Origin of the sequence: Streptomyces sp. NPDC090106 (genome assembly GCF_044747265.1) — a bacterium.
GTDB lineage: Bacteria > Actinomycetota > Actinomycetes > Streptomycetales > Streptomycetaceae > Streptomyces.
The window spans coordinates 128,241-150,909 of sequence record NZ_JBIVDS010000003.1 but is presented as its reverse complement, the minus strand read 5'-3'; the positions used below and the strand labels follow the sequence as shown (position 1 = coordinate 150,909).

20 protein-coding genes are annotated in these 22,669 nt (G+C 75.1%); 7 read left to right on the top strand and 13 right to left on the bottom strand.

All coding sequences use genetic code 11. The annotated features are described in order from the left end of the window. Positions 1-55: 55 nt before the first annotated feature. The 4 genes from ACIPSE_RS10610 to ACIPSE_RS10595 all read right to left on the bottom strand — a co-directional run bounded on the left by ACIPSE_RS10610 (position 56) and on the right by ACIPSE_RS10595 (position 5,441). On the bottom strand, positions 56-1,258 hold the full coding sequence (locus ACIPSE_RS10610; protein WP_401660142.1) for an FAD-dependent oxidoreductase: 1,203 nt from the start codon (positions 1,256-1,258) through the stop codon (positions 56-58). Continuing rightward, positions 1,255-2,772 (bottom strand): aldehyde dehydrogenase family protein, encoded by a 1,518-nt coding sequence (locus ACIPSE_RS10605; RefSeq protein ID WP_401660140.1) that lies wholly within the window; start codon positions 2,770-2,772, stop codon positions 1,255-1,257. The genes ACIPSE_RS10610 and ACIPSE_RS10605 overlap by 4 nt, the downstream gene beginning before the upstream one ends. Further along, a complete protein-coding gene (locus ACIPSE_RS10600; RefSeq protein ID WP_401660137.1) occupies positions 2,769-4,052 on the bottom strand; it encodes an acyl-CoA dehydrogenase family protein in 1,284 nt (427 codons plus the stop codon). Before ACIPSE_RS10600 ends, ACIPSE_RS10605 begins: the two co-directional genes overlap by 4 nt. 111 nt (positions 4,053-4,163) lie before the next feature. Then, on the bottom strand, positions 4,164-5,441 hold the full coding sequence (locus ACIPSE_RS10595) for a flavin reductase (protein ID WP_401660134.1): 1,278 nt from the start codon (positions 5,439-5,441) through the stop codon (positions 4,164-4,166). A gap of 242 nt (positions 5,442-5,683) precedes the next feature. Between ACIPSE_RS10595 and ACIPSE_RS10590 the strand changes: the two genes are divergently transcribed. Further along, positions 5,684-6,469, top strand: a complete 786-nt coding sequence (locus tag ACIPSE_RS10590; RefSeq protein WP_401660131.1) for an IclR family transcriptional regulator — start codon at positions 5,684-5,686, stop codon at positions 6,467-6,469. A 67-nt stretch (positions 6,470-6,536) separates the two neighbouring features. Here the strand turns inward: ACIPSE_RS10590 and ACIPSE_RS10585 are convergent, their stop codons facing one another. Next, entirely contained in the window at positions 6,537-7,229 is a 693-nt protein-coding gene (locus ACIPSE_RS10585; protein WP_401660128.1) for a hypothetical protein, read from the bottom strand. A 9-nt stretch (positions 7,230-7,238) separates the two neighbouring features. After that, positions 7,239-8,201 carry a hydroxymethylglutaryl-CoA lyase gene (locus tag ACIPSE_RS10580; protein WP_401660126.1) on the bottom strand — a complete coding sequence of 321 codons (963 nt, stop codon included), beginning with the start codon at positions 8,199-8,201 and terminating at the stop codon, positions 7,239-7,241. A 65-nt stretch (positions 8,202-8,266) separates the two neighbouring features. Here ACIPSE_RS10580 and ACIPSE_RS10575 point away from each other — a divergent pair, with 65 nt between their 5' ends. Together ACIPSE_RS10575 and ACIPSE_RS10570 are read left to right on the top strand one after the other, a co-directional pair. Beyond that, on the top strand, positions 8,267-9,460 hold the full coding sequence (locus ACIPSE_RS10575; RefSeq protein ID WP_401660123.1) for a CaiB/BaiF CoA transferase family protein: 1,194 nt from the start codon (positions 8,267-8,269) through the stop codon (positions 9,458-9,460). 2 nt (positions 9,461-9,462) lie between these two features. Then, positions 9,463-10,104 carry an isochorismatase family protein gene (locus ACIPSE_RS10570; protein ID WP_401660121.1) on the top strand — a complete coding sequence of 214 codons (642 nt, stop codon included), beginning with the start codon at positions 9,463-9,465 and terminating at the stop codon, positions 10,102-10,104. 88 nt (positions 10,105-10,192) lie between these two features. On the opposite strand, the gene ACIPSE_RS10565 is transcribed toward ACIPSE_RS10570, so the two are convergent. The 7 genes from ACIPSE_RS10565 to ACIPSE_RS10535 all read right to left on the bottom strand — a co-directional run bounded on the left by ACIPSE_RS10565 (position 10,193) and on the right by ACIPSE_RS10535 (position 17,850). Continuing rightward, positions 10,193-10,885: a neocarzinostatin apoprotein domain-containing protein gene (locus ACIPSE_RS10565; RefSeq protein ID WP_401660118.1), complete on the bottom strand. Its 693-nt coding sequence runs from the start codon at positions 10,883-10,885 to the stop codon at positions 10,193-10,195. Further along, entirely contained in the window at positions 10,885-11,553 is a 669-nt protein-coding gene (locus tag ACIPSE_RS10560; RefSeq protein WP_401660116.1) for a neocarzinostatin apoprotein domain-containing protein, read from the bottom strand. The genes ACIPSE_RS10565 and ACIPSE_RS10560 overlap by 1 nt, the downstream gene beginning before the upstream one ends. A 202-nt stretch (positions 11,554-11,755) precedes the next feature. After that, entirely contained in the window at positions 11,756-11,962 is a 207-nt protein-coding gene (locus ACIPSE_RS10555) for a hypothetical protein (RefSeq protein WP_401660113.1), read from the bottom strand. Next, entirely contained in the window at positions 11,959-13,794 is a 1,836-nt protein-coding gene (locus tag ACIPSE_RS10550; RefSeq protein ID WP_401660111.1) for a hypothetical protein, read from the bottom strand. Before ACIPSE_RS10550 ends, ACIPSE_RS10555 begins: the two co-directional genes overlap by 4 nt. Beyond that, a complete protein-coding gene (locus tag ACIPSE_RS10545) occupies positions 13,791-15,008 on the bottom strand; it encodes a hypothetical protein (protein ID WP_401660110.1) in 1,218 nt (405 codons plus the stop codon). The genes ACIPSE_RS10550 and ACIPSE_RS10545 overlap by 4 nt, the downstream gene beginning before the upstream one ends. Next, positions 15,005-16,087, bottom strand: a complete 1,083-nt coding sequence (locus tag ACIPSE_RS10540) for a WxL protein peptidoglycan domain-containing protein (protein WP_401660107.1) — start codon at positions 16,085-16,087, stop codon at positions 15,005-15,007. The genes ACIPSE_RS10545 and ACIPSE_RS10540 overlap by 4 nt, the downstream gene beginning before the upstream one ends. Before the next feature lie 143 nt (positions 16,088-16,230). Continuing rightward, a complete protein-coding gene (locus ACIPSE_RS10535) occupies positions 16,231-17,850 on the bottom strand; it encodes a hypothetical protein (protein ID WP_401660105.1) in 1,620 nt (539 codons plus the stop codon). A 386-nt stretch (positions 17,851-18,236) separates the two neighbouring features. Here ACIPSE_RS10535 and ACIPSE_RS10530 point away from each other — a divergent pair, with 386 nt between their 5' ends. Genes ACIPSE_RS10530 through ACIPSE_RS10515 form a run of 4 tightly spaced genes read left to right on the top strand, consistent with a single transcriptional unit; the run spans position 18,237 to position 22,642 of the window. After that, complete coding sequence (locus ACIPSE_RS10530) at positions 18,237-18,827, top strand: MaoC family dehydratase (protein ID WP_401660103.1); 591 nt, start codon at positions 18,237-18,239, stop codon at positions 18,825-18,827. After that, a complete protein-coding gene (locus tag ACIPSE_RS10525; protein WP_401660100.1) occupies positions 18,824-19,873 on the top strand; it encodes an LLM class flavin-dependent oxidoreductase in 1,050 nt (349 codons plus the stop codon). The genes ACIPSE_RS10530 and ACIPSE_RS10525 overlap by 4 nt, the downstream gene beginning before the upstream one ends. After that, positions 19,870-21,156 carry a CaiB/BaiF CoA transferase family protein gene (locus ACIPSE_RS10520; RefSeq protein WP_401660097.1) on the top strand — a complete coding sequence of 429 codons (1,287 nt, stop codon included), beginning with the start codon at positions 19,870-19,872 and terminating at the stop codon, positions 21,154-21,156. Before ACIPSE_RS10525 ends, ACIPSE_RS10520 begins: the two co-directional genes overlap by 4 nt. Next, positions 21,149-22,642, top strand: a complete 1,494-nt coding sequence (locus ACIPSE_RS10515; RefSeq protein ID WP_401660095.1) for an MmgE/PrpD family protein — start codon at positions 21,149-21,151, stop codon at positions 22,640-22,642. Before ACIPSE_RS10520 ends, ACIPSE_RS10515 begins: the two co-directional genes overlap by 8 nt. Positions 22,643-22,669 lie beyond the last annotated feature (27 nt).

The window sequence follows — 22,669 nt, the reverse complement described above, 5'->3', positions numbered from 1 at the left end:
CAGGCCGTGGCCGTGCCGGTCACGGGCTTTCCTCGATCAGGGCGCCGCCGGCCGGTCAGGAGACGGGCCGCAGGGAAGCGATCATCGAGGTGCGCAGCAGGGTGGCCCGCGCCTTGGCCGGGTCGGCCGCCGTCGCGCGCAACTCCGCTATGAGTTGCGCCCGTTGTCGTGGGTCGCGGGCGCGCAGGCGTTCCCAGTTGCGGTGGGTCTGGGCGCCGACGTAGGTGAGGGCGCAGTCGCGGCGGGCTGCGGCGACGCGGTCCAGGGCGGCGTCCGCGTCCGGCTCGTCGTGCGCCAGGTCGGCGAGGGCGGTGCCGAGGAGGACCGCGTCGTGGATGCCGCTGTTCATGCCCATGCCGCCGAGGGGGTTGTTGACGTGGGCGGCGTCGCCGCAGAGCAGGACGCGGGCCTGCCGGAAGGTGGCGGCGACGCGCTGATGGACGCGGTAGAGGCTGGCGTGGGCCACGCGCCAGGGAGAGCCGGAGCCGCCGGACTCCGTGCGCAGAGCCGTCAGGCGCGTGTCCAGACGGGCGAGTTCGGCCGCGTCGGAGGTGCCCTCCGGGGTGGGCAGCAGGACCCGCCAGTGGTCCGGGGTGCGGAGCAGGACGAGCCATTCGTCGGGGTCGAGGACGTAGGCGATCGGTGCGAGACCCGGCAGGTCGGCGGTGAGGTCCGCGTCGAGGGAGGCGACGAGGAAGCGTTCGGGGTAGGTCATGCCGTCGAAGCCGACGCCCAGGCCGCGGCGTACGGCGGAGTGGGCTCCGTCCGCGGCCACCAGGTGGCTGCCGCGCACGGTACGGCCGTCGGCGAGGACGGCGGTGACGGAGTCGGCGTCCTGGCGGACCCCCGCGACCTCGCATCCGAACCTCACGTCGGTGTGCGGCAGTCGGGCGAGCGCCTGGGCCAGGAGCGGGGTGAGTTTGTGCTGTTCGCACTGGACGCGGTACGGGTACGGGGTGTCGCCGTCGAGGACGCCGAGGTCGAGTTCGGCGAGGGGGCCCTCCTGGCGGTCGCGGTACTGGAAGGTGCGGGCGACGAGGCCGCGGTCGATCAGCGCGGGGGCCACGCCGAGTTCGGCGAGCATCTCCAGGGTCGGCGGATGGAAGGTCGAGGCGCGGGACTCGCCGGAGAGCGCGGCGCCCGCCTCCAGGACGGTGACGGGCACGCCGGCCCGGGCCAGGACCAGGGCTGCGGTGAGTCCCACGGGTCCGGCACCGGCGACGAGGACGGGATCGGCGGCCCGGGGCGCGGCGGTCATGCGAAGTCGCCCGTGTGCAGGGCGAATCCGGCCTCCACGCCGGTGACGCGGGCGCCGGTGAAGTGCAGCAGCGTCTCGTCGGTGCCCTCGTCGACCAGTCCCGACAGGCCCCAGGCGGGGCGGGGTGTGTCCATGTGGAGGCTGAGCACGGAGGAGCCGTTGACCTTGACCTCTCCGGCTCTGATGCGGGTGGCGACGGCGAGGGCGGCCTCCTCGTCGGTGCCCGCGACGTACGCCTCCAGGCCGTAGCCGGTGGAGTCGGCGAGGGCGACGGCCTCGTCGAGGGTGGTGTAGGGGTGGACGGTGGCGACGGGTCCGAAGATCTCGTGCCGTGCGTGTTCCTCGGGGACGCCGGTGAGCAGCAGCGGGGCGAGCCAGTTGCCGTCGTCGGGCACGGCGGTGAAGGTGTGCGCCTTGCCGCCGAGGGCGGTGAGCGCGTCGGCGGCGGAGCGGGCGGTGTCGCGGTGCCGGGTGTGGGCGAGGGGGCCGTATCCGGTGGCGGGGTCGAGGGGGTCGCCGGTGCGCAGCGCGGCGAGCGACTCGCCTATCGCGTCGAGGAGTTCGTCGTGCCGGGCGGCGGGGACGACGAGCCGGCCCAGGGCGCGGCACCACTGGCCGTTGAGGGTGGTGAGCAGTTCGGTGGCGATCCGGGCGACGGTGGCGGTGTCGGCGTCCGGCAGGACGACGAGGGGGTTGTTGCCGCCGAGTTCGAGCTGGGCGGGTTTGAGGGCGCGTCCGCAGACGGCGGCGACCTCCCGGCCGGCGGGGGTGCCGCCGGTGAAGGACACCGCGCGCACCCGGTCGTCGGCGACCAGCCGGGCGCCGGTGGCGGCGTCGCCGTGCAGGAGCTGGAGCAGGGCGGGCGGCGCTCCCGTCGCGGCGAGCGCCTCGGCGGCGGTCTCGACGAGCAACTGGGTTCCGTAGGGGTTGAGTTCGGGTGCCTTGACGAGGACGGGGCAGCCCGCGGCGAGGGCGGAGGCCGCCTTGTGGGCGGCCATGGGGGCGGGCGCGTTGTACGGCACGACGCACAGGGCGGGGCCGAGGGCGGCGCGGCGTACGGTGACGGTCCTGCCGTCGGGGCGTACGGCGGTGCCGCGCAGCACGGAGGCCCGCAGGCGGGCGGCGGCGAGGCGGAAGGCGCCGCCGAGGATGACGCCGAGGACGGCGGTCTGCGCGACGGGGACACCGCTGCCGAAGGATTCGAGGCGGGTGATGTCGGCGGCGCGGGTCTCGACGGCGTCGGCAGCGGCGTCGAGCGCGTCGGCGCGGGCCTCGTCGGGGAGTCCGGACCAGGCGCCGGAGCGGTGCACCCGGTCGGCGGCGGCGAGGGCAGCCGTGACGCGGGCCTCGCCGCTTTCCCGTACGGGGTCCAGGGGTTCCCCGGTGGCGGGGTTCTGCCGGTGGAGGCCGTCGGGCAGCGGCGAGCAGGGCGTCGAGTCGCCGTCGACGAGGTCGGCGACCGGCGCGGGCACGCACGGTCCGGCTTCCGGTCCTTGCCGGTGGGGGGCGGTCATCGGCCGGTCTCCACGGTGGCGAAGAGGGCGTTGGCGCGTTCGTCCGTGGCGAGCTTGGCGACTTCGAGGCGTCCGCGTTCGGCGGGGAACGTCATCACGAGCCCCATGGCGAGGTCGCGCAGGGTGCGGCCGATCAGCCCGTCGAGGGTGGCTCCGGAGGTGCCGCAGGCCTTGAGGGCGCCGAGGGCGACGTCGAAGCAGGCTTCGGTGACGGAGCCCTTGCCGAGGCGCCACTGGCTGAACACCTCGGGCTTGGGGCGCAACGGCGGCTCCGAGGTCTCCAGTTCGAGCTGGCGGCGCAGCCAGAGGTAGGCGGTCTCCAGGCGCTGGGTCATGTCGCCGATGAGCACCTGGTGCATGGGGCTGGAGGCGATCGGGGCGCCGGTGTCGGCGAAGGTCCTGGTGGTGAGCCGGTCCAGGGTGTGGTCGTAGACGGCCTGGGCGGCGCCGGTGTAGACGGCGGCGATGGCCAGTTGGTTGCCGACGAAGCTGCCGCGGCTGACCTTGAGCATCCGGGTGAAGGCCCCGGGGACGGTCAGGGCGTCCTCGTCGGCCACGGTCACGCCGTCGAGGCGGATGCCGTGGTTGGCGCTGCCGCGCATGCCGATGCCGTTCCAGGGCTCGCGGGAGGAGACGCCGGGGGCCTCGCGGGGGACGAGGAAGAGGGCGAGTCCGTCGAGTCCGGTGACGCCGTCGAGGCGGGCGGTGACGAGGTAGGTGTCGGCGATGCCGGTGGCGCAGCCGAAGGACTTCTCGCCGTCGAGGCGCCAGCCCTTCTCGGTGCGGTGGGCGGTGGTGGCGATGGAGATGTTGGCACCGGAGCTCTTGACGGACTCGCTGGCGAAGTTGCCGAGCCAGGAGCCGCCGGACATGGTGCGCAGGACGCGCTCGGCGAACGCGGTGACCTCGGGGATCTCCGTCTCCTCGAAGAGCCCGGCCTTGATGGCTTCGAGGGGCAGCAGGCCGCGGGAGGCGCTGGTGTTGTGGAAGAAGTAGGCGAGCGCGGTGGAGGGGCAGGCGGTGCCCATGGCGTAGGTGGCGGCGGCGAGGTCGCGCAGTCCGCCGCCGAGGCCGCCGTACTCCTCGGGGACCACCAGGCCGAGCAGGCCCGCCTCCCGCAGGAGGTCGATGTGGCCGCGGGGGAACTCCCCGTCGGCGTCGGCCCGGGCCGCGGCCTCGCGCAGGGCGGGCAGGACGGACTCGACGCGTCGGGCCCGGTCCCGCTCCTCGGGGGTCATGACGTCGATGAGACGCTCGCCGGTCAGGGGCGGTGCTGTCATACGGGGGCTCCTCGTGCGGGCGGTCCGGAAGGGAAACGGTGCGGGGAAGGCTGCGCGCCGGGCGGGAGGGCGGAGGTGCCGCGAGGCGGGCCGAGGCAGGGAACGGCCAGGTCAGGCCGGTCTGCGGGTGCGTCGGCGGCGGACGAGGCGGTTGAGCTCGGCGCGGCAGGCGGCCAGCGGGGCGGATTCGACGGGCACCCCCACACCGAGGCGGGAGCAGAGCAGCAGGAGCCGCTCCGGGTCGAGTGTGCCGTCGCAGCCGGCGAGCGCGGTGTCGAAGTGGCAGATGCCGCTCTTCATCGCGGTGAGCGCGTTGACGAGGCCGAGGCCGTGGTCGTCGCGCAGGGACAGCCGCAGCGGCACGACACCGGCGAGCTGGACGGCGTCCTGGAGCAGTCGGCGCAGGTGCAGCGGTGAGCTGCGGGCGGGTGAGGAGCCGCCCGTGGGGTCCGGGGACTCCTCCAGGGCGATCTCGTCGCAGCCCGCCGCCGCGAGTGCCGCGACGAGGTCGAGGACGCGGGCGGTGCGGGCGGGGTTGAGGGCGTCGTCGATCCGGGCGACGGCGGTGGCCCTCCCGGCCACGGCGGACAGCAGCGCGGGGAGGTCGGCGAGGGGGACGCCCCGGCCGCCGGAGCGGTCGGCGACGGTGAACTCGACGGCTGTCGCGCCCGCGGCCACGGCCGTCGCCGCCCCGGTGGTGTCGGTGACCTCCACGGAGACCGTGCGCGCGGTCCCGGTCACGGCGCGGGCGTCGAGGGTGCGGCCGTGGGTCGTACGGACCCGTACGCCGGTCTCGGCGAGGCCGCCCAGCAGCCGGGCGGAGGCGCGGCGGGAGACGGCGGCGAGGGCGAGGCGTCCGGCGGCGCCGGTGTCGGCGAGGGTGACGTGCTCCGGGAGGGGGTCGGCGATCTGTCCCCAGGAGCGGGAGTGGAACAGCAACGGGGTGACCAGGCGCGGCACTTGGGCATCGACGACCTCGCCGACGAAGATGGTGTGGTCGCCTCCCGGGTAGACGTGGCGGACCTGGCAGTCGACCCAGGCGGCGGCGTCCCCGAGGACGGGGCTGCCGGTGACCCGGGTCTCCCAGCGTCCTTCCGTGAAGCGGTCCTTGACGCCGGGCTCCATGCCCGCGAAGCGGCGGCCCAGGGCGATGTGGTCGCGGCCCAGCATGTTGACCGCGAAGACCCCGTGCTCCTCGATCATGCGGTGGGAGCGCAGGGTGCGGTCCAGGCAGACCAGGACGAGGGGCGGGTCGAGGCTCAGGCTGCAGAAGGAGCTGGCCGTCATGCCGTGCCGGCCGAGGGTTCCGTCTGTCGTGACGATGGCGACCCCGCTGGGCCAGCGTGCCAGGGTCTGCCGGAAGAGCGACTCGTCGACGGCGGCTCGCATCACGCCTCCCGGCGGTGTCCTCGTGAGCGGCGGGACCTCCCGGACGGATACCCGTCGGAGCGTTTCCCGTAGCGGAACGATGTCTCGATGAGCGTAACGAGGCCGTTCATCGGGTGTCAATGCCGGACCGTCCACGGCCGGGCGACCGTGTTTCCCTTGGGGAAATCGCGGCCCTATGCTGGGCCGCGGCCGGAGGAGTCGCCCCGGCCGGCCCCAGGGCCCCGCACCGCAGAAGGAACGTCGTGAGCGAGGAGAACAGCAGCAGGTCGATCGCCGCCGTCGAGCGGGCCATGGACGTACTTCTGCTCTTCGGCCGCAGCGGCCGGCCCGATCTCGGGGTCACCGAGATCGCGCAGGAGCTGGACATCACCAAGGCCGTGGTGCACCGCATCCTCACCGCGCTGCGCAACCGGGACCTGATCATCGCCGACCCGGTCACCCGCCGTTACGCGCTCGGCCCGGCCGCGATCTCGCTGGGCCGCGCCTATCTGGCCCGCACCGATCTGCGGGCCATGGCAGCGCCCGAGCTGCGCCGGCTGGCCGCGCAGTGCGGCGAGACGGCGACCCTGTCGATCCGGCGCGGGGACACCCGCCTCTACGTCGACCAGGTCGTCCCGCAGCACGAGTTGCGCATCGAGGTCTCGCTCGGCATCCCGTACCCGCTGCACGCGGGCAGTTCCTCCAAGTCCGTGCTGGCCTTCATGCCGGAGCACGAGATCGACGAGTACCTGGGCCGCCACGAGCTGGAGGCGCTGACCGACCGGACCATCACGGACGTCGCCAAGCTCCGCAAGGAGCTCGCCACGATCCGCCGCCGGGGCTACGCGACCTCCGCCGGTGAACGCGAGGTCGGTTCGGTCTCGGTCGCCGCGCCGGTGCTCGGTCATGACGGGCACGTGGTGGCGGCGCTGAGCGTGGCGGGCCCCTCGATGCGGTTCAAGCCGCGGATGGCGGAGTGCGTGCCGCTGGTGGTCTCCGCCGCGGAACGGCTGTCGGCGGAGTTCGGCCACCGTCCCGGCGCCGTCTGACGCTCCGGCACCGATCCGGTCGGGACGGGGGGCCTCCCCGCGCGACGGGAGTCCCCCTGATCGTCCGTCAGAGCGCCGCGCCCGGCTTGAACACCCCCAGGGCCGCGGCGCTCAGGACGCACCCCCAGATCCCGAAGACGTACGGCACGCAGCCGTCGACCGCCCGCTTGAGCGCCGCCTCGGTCCCGGGGGTGGACCCCTCGCGGGCGAGGGCGGCGAACGCGGCGCCGAAGGGACGCAGGGTGAGGCGGATGCCGAGGCCGCAGGCGATGGCGAGCGCGTAGAGCATCACCTTGGCGCCCAGCCAGCCGGGGCGGGTCGTGACGCCGAAGGGCTCGTCGGCGGCGATCGTGTACCCGCCCACCCCGAGCAGCAGCGCCGTCAGTCCGATCCGTGCGGACCAGTCGGCCCGGCGGACGAACGGGCGGCGGCCCGGGTGGTGATGGTCCGAGATCGTCAGCCACAGCCAGACCAGCGCGCCCGCCCAGGCGGCACTCGCGGTCCAGGCGTTCAGCAGGGTGGCGCCGTGGGGTTCGAGGGCCATGAGGGTGACCCCGCTGGGCAGGAAGAGGACGAGGCAGATCTTGGGACCGAGGTCGAGCACGCCCATGATGCGCAGGGCTGTGGCACGGGCCTCGAAGGACAGGTCGGGCCTGAGGACGGAGCGGCTGGAGACGTAGACCCCGAGGTCGCCGCCGAGCCAGAAGACGAACAGCACCAGGTGCAGCAGGATCCACCAGCCGTGCGTGTGGGCGCCCATGACGAACCCTCAGCTCTCTTGTCCGGCAGGGACGTTCGACGAGGACACGGCAGGTGACGGGAAGCCGCCCGCGCGGCCCAGCAGGGCGGGCACCGGTTCGCCGAGGCGGTCGCCCAGCGTGCGGCCGATGGCCGCGGCGATCTCCAGCGTGATGCCGGTGCTCACGCCCATCCGCTCCATCAGGTAGACGAGGTCCTCGGTGGCGATGTTGCCGGTGGCCGCGGGGGCGAACGGGCAGCCGCCGATGCCGCCGAGCGAGGCGTCGAGCCAGGTGGCGCCCGCGTGCAGGGCGGCCACCGCGTTGGCGTAGCCGGTGTTGCGGGTGTTGTGGAAGTGGCAGCGCAGCCGCACCCCGGGCGCGACGTCGGCGACGGCGCGCAGCAGCCGGGTCACGGCGTCCGGGGCGGCGACGCCGATGGTGTCGGCGAGGACGATCTCCACCGCGCCGGTGAGCGCCGCACGGCGGGCCAGTTCGACCACCCGCTCCTCGGGCACCTCGCCCTCGAAGGGGCAGCCGAAGGCGGCGGCGAGGGTGAGGGACGGTTCCACTCCGGAGGCGTGGGCGTCGGCGGCCACGGCCTCCCAGACGGTGAACGCCTCCTCGGTGCCCACCCCCTGGTTGCGGCGGCAGAAGGTCTCGGTGGACACCACCACGCAGTTGACCTCGTCGAGGCCGGTGCCCAACGCCCGTTCCATACCGCGCCTGTTGAGCACCAGACCCGAGTAGCGCACCCCTTCGGCGCGCGGCACCAGGGCCATGACCTCCTCGGCGCCGGCCATCTGGGGCACCCGGCCGGGGTGGACGAACGCCACGGCCTCCACCCGGCGGGCCCCGGCCTCGACGGCACGGGTCACCAGGCGGGCGCGCTCGGCGGGGGTGAGGATCCGGGACTCGTTCTGCAGCCCGTCGCGCGGGGCCACTTCGACTATGCCGACGGCGCCCGGGGCCGTGTCGGCGGGTCTGCTCTCCATGACCGCCATTCTGCCTGTCCGGTTCCTCTGGCGGAACAGCGTTTCCCGAATCTACACTCCGCAGCATGACTGGACCCCTCACCGACGTCCGCGTGGTCGAGACCGGGACACTGCTCGCCGGACCGTTCTGCGGCCAACTCCTCGGCGACCACGGCGCCGAGGTCATCAAGCTCGAAGACCCCTCCCGCGGCGACCCGATGCGTCAGTGGGGCCGCGAACGCCCCTACGGCACCTCGCTGTGGTGGCCCGTCGTCGCCCGCAACAAGAAGTCCGCCACCTGCAACCTCCGCCACCCCGAGGGCCAGCGCCTGGCCCGCGAACTCATCGCCACCGCCGACGTGCTGGTGGAGAACTTCCGCCCCGGCACCCTGGAACGCTGGGGGCTGGACTACGCGACCCTGTCCGAGCTCAATCCGCGGCTGGTCCTGGTCCGGGTCACCGGATACGGCCAGAGCGGGCCCTACGCGCCCCGGGCCGGCTTCGGCTCCATCGGCGAGGCGATGGGCGGCATCCGGCACATCACCGGCGAACCCGACCGACCGCCGTCCCGCACCGGCGTCTCCCTCGGCGACGCGCTGGCGGGCACGATGGCCGCGTACGGCGCCGTCATGGCCCTGCACGCACGCGAGCGCACCGGACGCGGGCAGATCGTCGACTCCGCGCTGTACGAGGCGGTCCTCGCGTACATGGAGTCGCTGATCCCGGAGTGGGAGATCGGCGGCTACCGCCGTGAGCGCACCGGGGCCGTGCTGCCCAACGTGGCGCCCAGCAACGTGTATCCGACGGCGGACGGCGCCGACGTGCTCATCGCCGCCAACCAGGACACGGTCTTCTCCCGGCTCACCGAGGTGATGGGCCGCCCGGACCTGTCCGCCGACACCCGCTACGCCACACACGGCGCGCGCGGCGCCCATCAGCCCGAACTCGACGAGGTCATCGCCGAGTGGACGGCCACGCGCACCTCCGACGCCCTCCTCGCCGAGCTGCACGAGGCGGGGGTGCCCGCCGGGCGCACCTACACGGCCGCCGACATGCTCAAGGACCCGCACTTCGCCGCCCGTGAGGCCATCGTCCGTCTCCCCCATCCCGACTTCGGGGAGTTCCCCATGCAGAACGTGACCCCCCGCCTGTCCGACACGCCTGGTGAAGTGCGCTGGGTGGGAGCGGAGTTGGGCGCGCACAACGAGGAGGTCTGGGGCGGCGTGCTGGGTCTCGACGCGGACCGGCGGGCGCAGCTCGCGAAGGACGGGGTGATCTGACGGTGCCCGCCCGTCTCGACGACGACTACGCGGCGGCCGGGTTCGGCCGCCGTGTGGGCTGGGGCGAGCGTCCCGCGGTGCTCCTGGTCGACGCGGTGCGCGCGTACGCCGACCCCGCCTCGGGGCTGTGGCTGCGCACCGCCCAAAAGGCCCTGTCGGCCATGGCCGCGCTCGCCTCGGCGGCACGGGAGGCCGGCGCGCCGGTGGTCTTCACCGCCGTCCACTACGAGGGCGACCCCGCCCTGGACGCCCCGCACTTCCGGCGCAAGGTCCCCGGCCTCGACGCGTTCCGCGCGGGCGGTCCCTTCGCGGGGTTCACGGAGCTCTGCGCGCCCGCCGAGGGCGATCTCGTCGTCCGCAAGCACTACCCGAGCGCGTTCTTCGGCACCGGCCTCGACCGGCTCCTCGCCGACCGGGGCGTCGACACGGTGGTCGTCGGGGGCTTCTCCACGAGCGGCTGCGTACGGGCCAGCGCGCTGGACGCCCTCCAGTACGGCTTCCGCCCGCAGGTGGTGCGCGAGGCGTCGGCCGACCGGGACCCGGAACCGCACGAGGCGAACCTCTTCGACCTGGACTCCAAGTACGCGGACGTGATCCCGCTCGCGGAGGCGCTGGCCCGCCTGGCCACGGGCCGCTCCGGTTAGGCCCTGACGACCGGCGTCGAAGCGGGGTGGGGCCACCACAACCGCGGTGGCCCCACCCCCACCTCGACGCGCGCGTCCGGATCGGCCCTCACCCCTGCCGGCGCCGCCTGCGCGGCATCAGCAGCTGCGCCGACGTCCCGACCAGTGTCAGGGTCCCCGCCCCCAGCAGCCCGACCGGGATGCCGTCCAGGGAGCCGGTCTGCGCGAGGGAGTCGTCGGTGGACGACCCGCCGGACGTGCCGGAGCCGCTCGAACCGGAGCCGCCGGTGGAGGCCGACGCACTGGCCGAGGGGTCGGCCGAAGTGCTGGCCGACGCGCTCGGCGACGAGCCGCCGCCGCTCGCGGACACCGTCAGCGGCTGCTGGACGAGCTCCTCGGTGGCGGTGATGAAGACGGCGATGACACAGGCCCCGGCGGAGGCGGTGCAGTCCGCGCCGCCCGCCTTCGCCTTGATGGTGATCTTGGCGGTGGTGGAGTCGTCGGACGAGCTGTGCCAGACGCCGCTCGCGTCGGTCTTGCCGATGACGGCGGAGTCGGCGGAGGTGTCGCAGTCGGTGGGCCCGGCCGGGTCGGGCTTGCACAGGCCGAGCGGCACGAAGGGCTGACTGGCGCTCAGCCCCTTCGCCGACACCGTGACGGTGTCACCGACCGCGAGTCCGGTGGTCTTGCTCACCGTCAGGGTGCCGGCGGCCGAGGCGGGCGGCACGGTCAGGAGGGCGACGGCACAGGCCGTCACCCCGGTCCAGGCCACGGCCGTGGACCGGCGCAGCGGTTGACGCATCAGGGGGTACCTCCGGTGTGGGAGAGCGGAACAGGGTCCGTCCGGCGCGGGCGGCGGGACAGTCGGGCCCCGACGGCCGCGCAGAGCACGACCGAGGCGAGGGAGGCGGCCCACAGCGGTGTCGAGGGGCCGTCCCAGTGCGGATCGGCCGCGCCCTGGGCGGCCGTGGCGGTGTCGGCGTGGCCGACGCCGCTGGTCGAACCGGTCACCGTGCCGCCCTCGAGGCCGATCGGCACGTCGACGGTGTTGGCGGGCCGCAGCGCCGCCGGGGTGCCGGTGGGCAGCGGGGACACCCCGACGACGCACTGGCTGGTACGGCAGTCCGTGCCGGCGACCGTGCGGTGCACGGTGAGCGTGACGGTGGGCAGCCGCCCGTCGGCGTCGATGTTGACGAGGGCGGCGCCTCCGGTGAGGTCGCAGTCGGTGTTGCTGGTCCAGCCCTTCTTGCACAGCCCGACCGCCACGGAGGTGAGCCCGGGCCGGAACCCCTCACCGGTGACGGTGATCTTCTGCCCCTCGACGAGCGCGGTGGCCCGGGAGACGGTGACGGTCGCACCGGTGTCCGCGGCGGCGGCCGGGGTCGCGGACCCGAGGAGAAGCGGAAACAGAAGCGACCCGCCGAGCCCGAGCACGACACGCCGCACCCGCGGCCGGATCGAGGTGGTCATACCGGTTTCCTCTCGGTCGATACGCCCAACGGCGCGGAGCAGGTCGCCCCGACAGGCCCACCCCGCCGAATACGCCGCCGCGTCCGTGGCGAGCGGCGCTCGACGAGTTCCAGCCCACGGCCACCGAGCAGCTCGGCGCCAGCGCCCGGCGCGGCCCTTCGCCGCACCAGACGCACGAGTCGAGGACCATCCACAAGGGCGGTCATGCCGGGCTCCTCTCCACCGAGCCGCTCGGCGACATGACGCCGGTCGCCCCGACGGGCCCGACCCACCGGATACGCCGGGTCCACGACAGGCCGGGTTCGATGGGGACCAGCACACCGCCACCGAGCGACCCGGCGGCAACGCCCAGCACGGCCAATCGCCGCACCAAACAGACGAGTTGAGAGCCATCCACGAGGACGCTCATGCCGGGTTCCTCTCCGTCGATGCGCCCAGCGGCGCGGAGCCGCCGGTCTTGCCTGGGGGTCCGCCTCGCCTGCCGAGCAGGCCGCCGCGTGCGCGGCGGGTCCGTGGTGGGCGGCGTTCGGTGAGGTCCAGCACCCGGCCGCCGAGCGGTTCGGCGGCGCTGCCCGCCGTGGCGACCAGGACGGCAGTCCCCTGTGCGGCGATCCGCCGTATCAGGTCGGCGAGTTGAGGGTCGTCGGCCAGGGCCGCCGCGGCGGGGGCGGTCAGGTCGAGGAGGAGCAGCCGGGGGCGGGCCAGGAGGGTCTGTGCGAGGCCGAGGACGCAGCGTTCGGCGGGTTCGAGGTCGCGGGGCGGGTCGTCGAGCCGCCGCCACACGGCGGGGAACGCGGCGAGCGCGGCGCGTTCGGCCTGGTCGGCGCGGTCGGTACCGAGCCGTGCGGCGGCGGCGCGGAGCGCCTCGCGGACGGTGGTGTCGGCGGCGAGCTGCGGCAGGAGGGCGGGGTCGGCTGCGGCCGTGGGTTCCAGCGCGGCGGACAGGCCGAGCAGCCAGCGCGCACGCGGGCCGGTCCTGGCCACGTCCTCGCCGTGCAACCGGTAGCCGCCGCGGGCGGGCCTGGTGGCACCGGTCAGGACTCCGAGCAGGGCGGCGGCGCGTTGCCCGGCCCGTTCGTCGCGCAGGACCAGCACCTCGCCGGGGGCGGCCTCCAGGCACAGTCGCCGGATCTCGGTGCGCCCCCGTCGCCGTACCGTCAGGTCCTCGACCCGCAGCAGCGGTCCCGCCGCCGCGGCGACCGTGGCCCGGCGGGCGGTGCGGGCCAGCAGGACGGTTCCGGCCAGGGGCGGCAGGGCGCAGAGCGTGAGGGCGTCGCCGACGTTGAGGGCGCTGCCGACTCCGGCGACGGTACCGATCCCCACGAGCGCGCCGAGCAGCGTCCACCAGCCGCCGGCATCGGGCCGCTCCTCGGGGGAAGCCGCGTCCAGGAGTACGGCGGTGAGGGTGCCGCAGGCGAGCAACGCCGCCAGCGCGAGGGTGAGTTGAGCCGGACCGGTGGCGGTGCTCTGTGCGGTCAGCGCGGCGCAGGTCGCGGCGAGGAAGAGGGCCGCGCCCCCGCGGGCGGTACTGTCCTGAGCCCGCGCGAGGACGGCCCGCGCGCCGAGCCAGACCAAGGCGGCGCCCGTGGCGGCCAGGGCGATACGGCCCGCCGGGGCGGCGCCCACCAGCGAGAAGCGGAACGTGTAGAAGTCCTGCGCGGCGAAGGCACCGGCGCCCACGGCGAACCCGAGTCCCGCCCGGGTCAGCCGTACGCCCCGCACGGCCCGGACCGGTTCGGCGGTCCGCACCGTCGCGCGGGTGAGCGCGGCCGGGGCCAGCAGCAGCGCGCCGGCCGCGCCGCAGAGCAGCAGGGCGAGTTCGGGCCGGTCCGGCAGCCCTGCGGTGAGGGCCGCGCCCGTCGCGAGCCCGCCGAGCGCGCCGGGGTACCAGGCGGGTCCGGTGCGCAGGGCGAGGGCGGCGGCGCCGAGGGGCGCGCACAGGACGACGGCACCGCAGAACACGGCGACCGTCGGTACGGCGCCCGCGAGCGCGATCAGCAGACAGGCGGCGAGGGCGAGGCGGGCGGCGCCGACCCGGGCCGCGGCCTTCCGGGCGAGCGGCGTGAGGGCGAGGGTCAGCAGGGCGGTGGTGAGCAGGACGTAGCGGACGGCGGCGCCGGGCATGCCGACGACTCCGCCGAGTTGCTGCGCCCCGAGGGCGAGGGCGCCGGGCGCGAGGCCGGTCGCGGCTCCGGCGGCGGCGCTCGTGCGTACGGTCGCGGGGCGGGCGGGGCTGGTCATCGGGGTCCGCCCGTCTCGCTCACGGCCCCGGTCGCCGGGCCGGGGACCGGCGCCTGCGGGTCCGGGACGGCCGCCGTGGGTGCGCCCGCGTCGGGTGGGGCGGGCCACGGGGTCAACAGGGCCTCCAGGGCGTCGAGTCGGGCGCGGTCGATGAGCGCCGGCCGGTTGGTCAGGTGCCGCAACAGGCCTTCCAGGCCCAGGACTTCGGGGTCCGGGAAGGGGGTGCCCGAGGTGTCGTCGGTGAGGGCGAGGGAGGTGATCAGGGCGTGCAGGCCCTCGGGGGTGACGGGGACGGCGGCGGGGGCGGGGAAGGCCGCCGGTGCGGGGGCGGGGACCGGGGCCGGGGGGCGGTTGAGCCGGCGGCGGACGGCCCAGCCGATCGAGAACACCGTCAGCAGCGCGGAACCGCCCGCGACGGCGATCAGGCCCCACGGGTAGAGGTCGGTGGTGACGAGGAACGTCTCGCCGGCGTACCGGCCGCCCACGGAGTAGCGGCCGAAGGAGGCCAGCGGCATGGACACGTTGACCTGGTAGCGGGCTGTCGTGCCCGGGGGCAGCGGCTCGGTGGCGGGGGCGGCGGCGTCGACGTCCGCGATGCCGCCCGAACCCCAGCGGACGATGAGCGGGGTGCGGCCGAGCGCGGAGTTGCCGGTGTTGCGGACGGTCACGACGAGGGTGCGGTGGGGCCGTCCGCCGAAGAGTTCGGCGGGTCCGGGGCCGCCGGTGAGTTCGGCGTCGACGATCTGGACGCGCGGGGCGACGTCCTCCAGGACGGGCACCTTGCCGTCGGACACACCGGCCACCTCGACGTCGATGGTCGCGGTGCGGGCGGTGTCCCCGGCGCCGGTGGTGGTGCGCACGACGCAGGGGCAGTCGACGGGCGGTGCGCCGACGACGAGGGAGACGCGGAAGCCGCCGTCCGTGGTCACGAGGGCTACGGCGCCGCGCACGGTGTCGCAGTCCGCGCTGCCGTGGACGGCGTCGAGACCGCAGACCTCGGTCTGGACGGCGGCGCCGACGGGCCAGCCGGTGCCGCTGACGGTGACGGGGCGGCCGGGGATCAGCCGGGTGGCGTCGGTGCTGATGGCGGGCGCGGGCTCGGCGGCTGCCGCGCCGAGGGCGCCGGGTCCGCAGACGGTGCCCAGCGCGGCCAGGGCCAGCGCGCCCCGCAGCGGCGCGGAGGCCCGGAGGGCGCGGGGACGGCGGACGCTCATACGTGCTCCCGCGCGAGGGTGCGGCGCCTGCGCCGTATCTGGGAGAGGCCCGCGGCGGCGAGCGCCATGACGGTGACCAGGACGGCGACGGTGGCCCAGGACAGGGCGAGCCGCTGGACCCGGGCGGTGGTGGCGGGGGTTCCGGTGCCGGAGACGGTGACCTTGGCGGTGAGGAGGTCGAGGGGCGGGGCGCGGCCGATGTCGAGGGTGAGTTCGGTGTGCTGGCCGGGGAGGACGAGCGGCAGGTCGCGGGTCCTGGCGGCGATGGCGCGCCCGAACAGGCCGGTGACGTCGACGGCGGCCGTGCCCTCGACGGGGGTGTTGCCGGTGTTGGTGACGGTGTACCGGACGACGGCCCGGCCGCTGCGGAAGGGGACGGAGTCCGCGATGTGGTCCAGGCGCACCCCGGAGACCGACAGACCGGGGGTGAGCGGTCCGGCGACGGTGAGTTCGAGGCGGACGGCGATGGCCCGCTGGATGCTGACGTCGACGCCGGAGTCGGTGGTGCCCGCGTCGCGCAGCGCGTTGTCGAGGGCGACGATGCCGCCGGTGTGGGTGCCGGGGGTGGCGTCCTTGGGCACGGTGACGGTGAACGGGATGTCGGCGGCCCGGCGTTCGGGGATGACGAGGGCGTTGGTGCCGAGCTGCACCCAGGCGCCGATGTCGCGCTGGGCCTCTCCAGCCTGCCGGTAGGCGAGGCCGCCGTCGCGGGGGGTGTTGTAGGCGTCGGCGCCGTACACCTGGAAGGAGAGGGGTTCGGTGGAGAGGTTGCTGACGCGCACCGAGTCGTGGATGACGGTGCCCGGGCGGGCGTCGAGCTGGAACGCGAGGCGTTTGGAGGCGGCGCCCTTGGTCTTGTCCGTGGGCTGCACCGACCATGCCTGGGGGCCACCGGTGACGGCCTTGCCGGAGCCGTCGTCCGCCGCGGCCGGGGCGGCCGGCAGCCAGGCGGTCAGGGCGAGGAGCACGGCGAGCACGGCCCGGGGTGTGCCGCGACGGGTGCGGACGGGTGCCGTCGTCGTGGTCCGGGTGGTGGTGACGGATCGGAGGGCGGGGCGGCCGGGGGCTGTGACACGCATGGGTCTCTCGGGTTCCTCGACGGCTGCGGGCTGACCGCCGCGGGCCCGGGTGCGCGGGCCCTCGGCGGTGCGGTGGTCCGTCCCCTGGGGTCCGGGGACGGTCCGCCGTGCGGTGCCGGCCGGGATGGCCTCCCGGCGGCGGTTCAGGAGAGCGTCAGCCGCAGCACGGCCGCGTACTCGCCGGCCTGGGTGATGGCGGGGACGGTGAGGTCGAGGGCGGCTCCGGCGGTGAAGTCGCCGCCGGTGACGGAGGTCGGGTCGGCGCTGGCGGCCTGCGTGCACAGCGGTGCGGCGGTGGTGGAGCTGAGGGCGCCCGCGCTGCCCGGGGTGACGGTGGAGGCCGCTGCGGCCCCGGCGGCGACGCCGCAGCTCGGCGTCCACGCGAGGTTCCCCGCGGGCAGGACGGCTCCGGCGGCGTTGGTGAAGTCGGTGACGGTGCCGACGAGGGACCAGCCCCGGGTGCTGCCGCGGAAGTCCTTGACCGCTACGGCGTTGAGGTCGCCGGTGGAGGTGTGCTCGGTGCCGTCGACGGTGACCGGGGAGAGGGTGACCTCGCCCGCGGCCTGGGACATGGTCAGGGCGCCGCCGGTGACGACGACCTTCAGGGTCTGCTCGGCGCTGCCGCCGTCGGCGGTCGCCGTCCAGGCGGCCTCGGCGGAGTCGGCGGCGGTGCCGTCCTTCTCGGTGGCGGTGATCTTCACGGTGCCGTCGGCGGGCGTGAGGCTCGCGGTGAAGCCGCCGCGGGCGTTGACGGGCGCGGTGAGGGTGTCGCCGACGGGGTTGCCGTCGGCGTCGACGCCGGTGACGGTGACCTCGTCGCCGGGGTCGAAGGAGGCGCCGGTGACGGTGGTGATCGTGCCGGGGCCGCCGCCGGCCGGGCTGAGCTGGAGGGCGCGGGTGCCGAGGACACCGAGGACGACGGTGGCACCGAGGTCGCCCTGGGTGATGACGAGGCTGTGCGGTCCGGGCGTGGCCGCGGCGCCGATCAGGACGGTGCCGGTGAGCTTGCCGTCGCCGTCGACGGTGAGGTCCGGGCTGAGGACGTCGGTGGCGCAGGCGGTGGTGCCGTCCAGGGCGCACAGGGCGACCGAGTCGACGGGGGTGTTCTCGTCCCAGCCGGTGCCGCTGAGGGTGACGGTGTCGCCGGGGCGGGCGCCGGTGGTGTCGGCGGCGGGCCGGCCGGAGATCGACTCGACGACGGCGGCGGCGCTTCCGGTGGAGCCGTCGGTGACGGTGACGGTCGCCAGGACGGGCGCGTCGGCCTGTGCCGTACAGGCGATGGTGAGGCCGTAGTTGGTGATGTTCAGGGTGAGGTCGCCGGGGGTGAGCTGGACGGTTCCGGGCTGGGACACCGTCAGCGAGCCGGTGAGGTCGGGGATCGGGATCTCGCCGTAGGCGGGCACGGCCGCGTTGGAGGCGGGCGCGCTCACGGTGACGGCGTCCTGGCCCGAGACGCCGACCTTCGCGGAGACGGCGACGGTGTTGGCGGCGAGGGCGACGGGGCCGTTGGCCGGGCCGTCGGCGAAGCTCAGGGTGAGGTCGATCGGGGTGCCGGGGGTGGTGGTGGCGTCGGCGGTGAGGGTCGCCGTGGTGGTGAACACCGAGTGGGACGAGGCGAACACGCAGTCGTAGGTCACCTCGGCGCTGCCCGCGTGCGCCGCCTGGGCGCCGCCGAGCACGAGGGATCCGGCTGCCGCGACGACGATCGCGGCGAGCGCCGCCGCCGTGCGTGACGGGCACGGTGCGATGGTCTTGGATCTCATACCGGGACGCTGCCCTCTCCGTGATGCGACGTGTGCGACGGCACGCGCCGTGGGACCGGGCGCCGACGACGCCCGGAGCGATGCCTCCCGTTTCCGTGATGGAAACAGCGTTTCAAATTCAGTGCGTCACATGGAGCCACCGCCACGTCCCGGTGTCAAGGGCGGAGCCGCCCGCACCCGGTAAAACCCCTGTTTCCGAACGGCATCCACCGCATATCCGAAAAGGGAAACACGGGACCGCAGAGGGAAACAGAACCCTTGACGGGCAGGTCGGCGCGCTCCTAGGGTCGGTCCGCGGCGCCGCCCCGCCCCGCGAGATCCTCCGTCGCCCCGGCGCGCCCGGGTCCCCGGCGGCCTGCCGGAGCCCGCATCCGAAAGAGGACGCCATGAGTTCCCCCGCCGAGCCCGCCACAGACCCGACGACCGGCACGGCCCCGGCGTCCGGTACCGGCCCCGAGACGGTCGTCCGCCCCGGCTGGGCCGGCCGCTTCTACGAGGACTTCACCCCCGGCGACCTGTACGAGCACCCGCTCGGCCGCACGATCAGCGAGGCCGACAACACCTGGTTCACGCTGCTGACGATGAACACCAGCCAGATGCACTTCAACGCCCAGTACGCGGAGCACAGCGAGTTCGGCCGCCCCCTGGTGGTGTCCACGCTGACGGTGGCGATCGCCGTGGGGCAGAGCGTCACCGACCTCACCCAGAACGCGTTCGCCAACCTCGGCTGGGACGACATCAGGATGACCGCGCCGGTCTTCGCGGGCGACACCCTGTGGTCGGAGTCGGTGGTGCTCTCCACGCGCGCGTCGGCCTCACGGCCCGAGGCGGGGATCGTCACCGTGCGGACCCGGACCGTCAACCAGGACGGCACGGAGGTCTGTTCGTTCCTGCGCACCTTCTACGTGCACCGGCGGGGCGCCGCACGCCTGCGGAACATCCGCCCCCGCCCCGCCACCCCGCCGAGCACGCGGTGACCACCGCCTCCGTGCCCGTCCGGCCGCGCCTGGGGTACGCGCCCTGGGGCGAGGACCTCGCCGAGCTGACGGCCGCCGGACGCGCCGCCGAGGACGCGGGCGCCGACACCCTGTGGGCCTCCGAACTGCACCGCAGCGCCACCGTGACGGCCGCCGCGCTGGCCTGTGCGACGACGGCACCCCGCATCGGCACCGCCGTCGCGCTCGCCTTCGTCCGCTCCCCCATGATCTGCGCCCTGGAGACCATCGACCTCGACGAGCTCTCGGCCGGGCGTACCGTCCTGGGCCTCGGCACCGGGGTGCGTCGCCTCAACGAGGAGTGGCACGGCGCCGCGTTCGGGCATCCGGTCCAGCGGCTGCGCGAAACGGTCGACTGCGTCCGGGAGTTCATCGCCCGGTGCGCCGACGGCGAGCCGATCGAGGCCGGTGGCTCCCTGGCCTCGCTGCGCGTCCGCGGCTACCGCAGACCGCCTCCGCCGCGCACCCGCGTACCGGTCCATCTCGCCGCCGCGGGACCGCTGCTGACGCGCCTCGCGGGTGAGATCGCGGACGGCTGGATCGGGCACGAGCTGGGGTCACCGGCCCACGTCCGGGACACCGTGCTGCCCGCCCTGCGCACCGGTCTCGACACGGCGGGGCGCGAACGGGGACAGCTGGAGGTCGTGGCGTCCGCGTGCGTCTCGGTGCACCCGGACCCCGCCGAGGCGCTGCGCCGGGCGTCCGGGAACGTCGGCTTCTACGCCTCGGTGCGCACCTACGCCCCGCTGTTCGCCGCGCACGGCCTGGCCGAGCCGCAGGGCCGGGTCGCCGAGTGGTTCCGCGCGCCCGGCACCGGCGCGGGCGATCTCGCCGGAGCCGTCGACCCCGCGATGACCCGCGCGCTCACGCTCTGCGGCACCCGCGAGCAGGTCGCCGCGCTGCTGTCCGGCTACGCGGGGATCGCCGACAGCCTCAAACTGACCCCGCCCGTGCACGGTCTGACGCCCCGTGAGATCCGTGAGTCGCAGGCCCTCGCCCTCGAACTGATCCGGGAGCTGAACGGATGACCGCTCTCCCCGCACCGCCGCCGCTTCCCGGCCCCCCGCCCCTTCCCGCACCCCCGCCGCTCCCCTCCCCCGCGCCGGGGCGCCGCCCGCTGGAGGACGTCCGGGTGGTGGCCGTGGAGCAGTACGGCGCGGGCCCGTTCGGCACCTGGCATCTGGCGGAGCTGGGCGCGGAGGTCATCAAGATCGAGGAGCCGTACTCCGGCGGGGACGTGGGCCGTTACGTGCCGCCGTACCAGGGCGGTGAGGACTCGCTGTTCTTCGAGACCTTCAACCGCGGCAAGCGCAGCATCGGGCTCGATCTCGCCAGTCCGGCGGGCCGCGAGGTCTTCGAGGACCTCGTGCGGCACAGCGACGCGGTGTACTCCAACCTGCGCGGCGACGTCCCCGCCCGGATCGGCATCACCTACGCCGACCTCGCCCCGCTCAACCCGGCCGTGGTCTGCTGCTCGTTGACGGGTTTCGGGATGACGGGCCCGCGGGCGGCACAGCCCGGGTACGACTACATCCTCCAGGGGCTGGCGGGCTGGATGGACCTCACCGGTGAACCGGGCGGGCCGCCGGCGAAGTCCGGGCTGTCGCTGGTCGACTACTCCGGAGGGTTCGTCGCCGCCCTGGCGCTGCTGGCCGGACTGCACGCGGCCCGCCGGGACGGCGTGGGCTGCGACTGCGACGTCTCGCTGTACGACACCGCCCTCTCGATGCTGACGTATCCGGCGGTCTGGCATCTGTCGGCGGGCTTCGAACCGGCCCGCACCCGTCACTCGGCACATCCCTCGCTGGTGCCCTTCCAGGCGTTCGAGGCTCGGGACGGCTGGCTGGTGGTGGGCTGCGCGAAGGAGAAGTTCTGGCGCCGTCTGGCACCTCTGCTGGGCCACCCCGAGTGGGCCGAACCGGGCCATCCCTACGGCGACTTCGCGGGCCGCCGGGAGCATCGGGAGCGGCTGATACCGGAGTTGGAGAGCCTGTTCGCCACACGCACGGTCGCCGAGTGGCTGGCGGTGCTCACCCCGGCCGAGGTGCCGTGCGGTCCGGTGCACACCGTCGCCGAGGCCCTCGCCGACCCGCACGCGGACGCCCGCGGGCTGATCGTCGAGAGCGAGCATCCGAGGTTCGGCACGGTCCGGGCTCCGGCCAGCCCCGTCAGGGTCGGCGCGAGCCCGTCCGGCCCCCGGCCCCGGGCGCCACAACGCGGCGAGCACACCGAGAGCCTGCTGCGCGAGCTGCTCGGCTACGACGACGACCGGGTGGCCCGGCTGCGCGCGAAGGGAGCGTTCGGTGACTGACCCCACGGCGAAGACCGCCACGCCGCACGGTCACCACGACCACGATCATGGCCATGGCCATGGCCACCATCATGGGCACGCGCCGGGCGAAAACGCCCCGGCCGCCGTGGAACTCGCGCACTGGGCATCCGAGTTGACGCCGGCCAAGGTGCCCAGCGTGGTGCGGCGCGCGGTCGGCCGTCAGCTGCTGGACGGGCTCGGCTGTGTGCTCGCCGCCGCCCGTACCGGACAGGCCGCGCCCGCGCTGGCGGTCGCCGCGGGGCTCGGCGGGCCGGCGGAGTGCGCGGTGCCGGGGCTCGCGGAGCCGGTCGGCGCACCGGCGGGAGCGCTGGCACTGGGCGCCCTGGTGCACGCGCTGGACTACGACGACACGCACCCTGGGGCGCTGGTGCACGCCACGGCGGCCGTCCTGCCCGCGCTGTTCGCCGCGGCGGGCCCCGCCGCGGCCGACGGCCCCACGCTGCTGGTCGCGGCGACCGCCGGGTACGAGACCGCCGTGCGGATCGGGCTCGGCGCCCCCTACCGGTTCCACGCCCGGGGCCTGCACGCCACGCAGATCGCGGCGGTGTTCGCCGCCGCGGTCACCGCCGCGGTCCTCGACGGCCGTCCCGCGGACGTCACCGCGCACGCGCTCGGGATCGCGGGCAGCGGCGCGGGCGGACTGCTGGAGTTCCTCGACGCGGGCAGCGACACCAAGACCCTGCACCCCGGACTCGCCGCGCACACCGGCCTGTTGGCCGTCCGGCTGGCGGCGGCGGGCGCCGAGGGCCCGGCGACCGTCCTGGAGGGCCGCAACGGCGTGTACGCGGCGCTCGCCGACCAGCCGGTGACAGCGGAGCACCTCATGGGCGACCTCGGGGAGATGTGGCACGTCACCGCCGTCGAGAGCAAGCTCCACCCGTGCTGCCACCTGCTGCACCGCACGCTCGACGCGGCGGCCGTGCTGCGCGACCGGCTGACCGGGCACGGGGGCCCGCGGTCCCTCGCCTCGGTCGTCGCCCAGGTGCCGCCCGGCACCGTGCCCGTGGTGTGCGAGCCGCGCCCGCACCGGGTCGCGCCGCGCACACCGTACGAGGCCAGGTTCTCGCTGCCGTTCAGCACCGCGCTGATGCTGTACGACGGCGCGCTGACGCCCGGCGGCTTCGCCCGCGAGGCTCTGGCCCGCCCCGAGGTCGCCGCTTTGGCCGCCCGGATCACGCACACCGAGGTCCCCTACGACGGTGCGGACGCCGAGGCCCCGGGGGTGCTCCGGGCGGTCACCCGGGACGGCACACGGCTCGATGCCCGGATCGACGGCGGCCCGGTCCGGCCACCGGACACCGCGCGGGTCATGGCCAAGTTCCACGCCAACGCGGGAGGCGAGACCCCCGCCACCCGTGAACTCGCCGAACGCGTCCTGCGGTTGGAGCGCGAGAGGGACCTCACCGCCGTACAGAACCTCGTCGCGCGGGTACTGGGCCCCGCAGCCCGGCCCGGCGCCCCCTGATCCTTCCGGGGATCCCCTCCGCCTCAT

What these genes read in the sequence shown, in the direction of transcription:
- ACIPSE_RS10605 (WP_401660140.1), bottom strand. Translation starts at nt 2,772, where the DNA reads ATGACCGCCCCCCACCGGCAAGGACCGGAAGCCGGACCGTGCGTGCCC.
- ACIPSE_RS10565 (WP_401660118.1), bottom strand. Translation starts at nt 10,885, where the DNA reads ATGCGTCAACCGCTGCGCCGGTCCACGGCCGTGGCCTGGACCGGGGTG.
- ACIPSE_RS10560 (WP_401660116.1), bottom strand. Translation starts at nt 11,553, where the DNA reads ATGACCACCTCGATCCGGCCGCGGGTGCGGCGTGTCGTGCTCGGGCTC.
- ACIPSE_RS10595 (WP_401660134.1), bottom strand. Translation starts at nt 5,441, where the DNA reads ATGCGAGCCGCCGTCGACGAGTCGCTCTTCCGGCAGACCCTGGCACGC.
- ACIPSE_RS10545 (WP_401660110.1), bottom strand. Translation starts at nt 15,008, where the DNA reads ATGAGCGTCCGCCGTCCCCGCGCCCTCCGGGCCTCCGCGCCGCTGCGG.
- ACIPSE_RS10520 (WP_401660097.1), top strand. Translation starts at nt 19,870, where the DNA reads ATGACCGCTCTCCCCGCACCGCCGCCGCTTCCCGGCCCCCCGCCCCTT.
- ACIPSE_RS10550 (WP_401660111.1), bottom strand. Translation starts at nt 13,794, where the DNA reads ATGACCAGCCCCGCCCGCCCCGCGACCGTACGCACGAGCGCCGCCGCC.
- ACIPSE_RS10575 (WP_401660123.1), top strand. Translation starts at nt 8,267, where the DNA reads ATGACTGGACCCCTCACCGACGTCCGCGTGGTCGAGACCGGGACACTG.
- ACIPSE_RS10530 (WP_401660103.1), top strand. Translation starts at nt 18,237, where the DNA reads ATGAGTTCCCCCGCCGAGCCCGCCACAGACCCGACGACCGGCACGGCC.
- ACIPSE_RS10585 (WP_401660128.1), bottom strand. Translation starts at nt 7,229, where the DNA reads ATGGGCGCCCACACGCACGGCTGGTGGATCCTGCTGCACCTGGTGCTG.
- ACIPSE_RS10610 (WP_401660142.1), bottom strand. Translation starts at nt 1,258, where the DNA reads ATGACCGCCGCGCCCCGGGCCGCCGATCCCGTCCTCGTCGCCGGTGCC.
- ACIPSE_RS10540 (WP_401660107.1), bottom strand. Translation starts at nt 16,087, where the DNA reads ATGCGTGTCACAGCCCCCGGCCGCCCCGCCCTCCGATCCGTCACCACC.
- ACIPSE_RS10535 (WP_401660105.1), bottom strand. Translation starts at nt 17,850, where the DNA reads ATGAGATCCAAGACCATCGCACCGTGCCCGTCACGCACGGCGGCGGCG.
- ACIPSE_RS10580 (WP_401660126.1), bottom strand. Translation starts at nt 8,201, where the DNA reads ATGGAGAGCAGACCCGCCGACACGGCCCCGGGCGCCGTCGGCATAGTC.
- ACIPSE_RS10600 (WP_401660137.1), bottom strand. Translation starts at nt 4,052, where the DNA reads ATGACAGCACCGCCCCTGACCGGCGAGCGTCTCATCGACGTCATGACC.
- ACIPSE_RS10555 (WP_401660113.1), bottom strand. Translation starts at nt 11,962, where the DNA reads ATGAGCGTCCTCGTGGATGGCTCTCAACTCGTCTGTTTGGTGCGGCGA.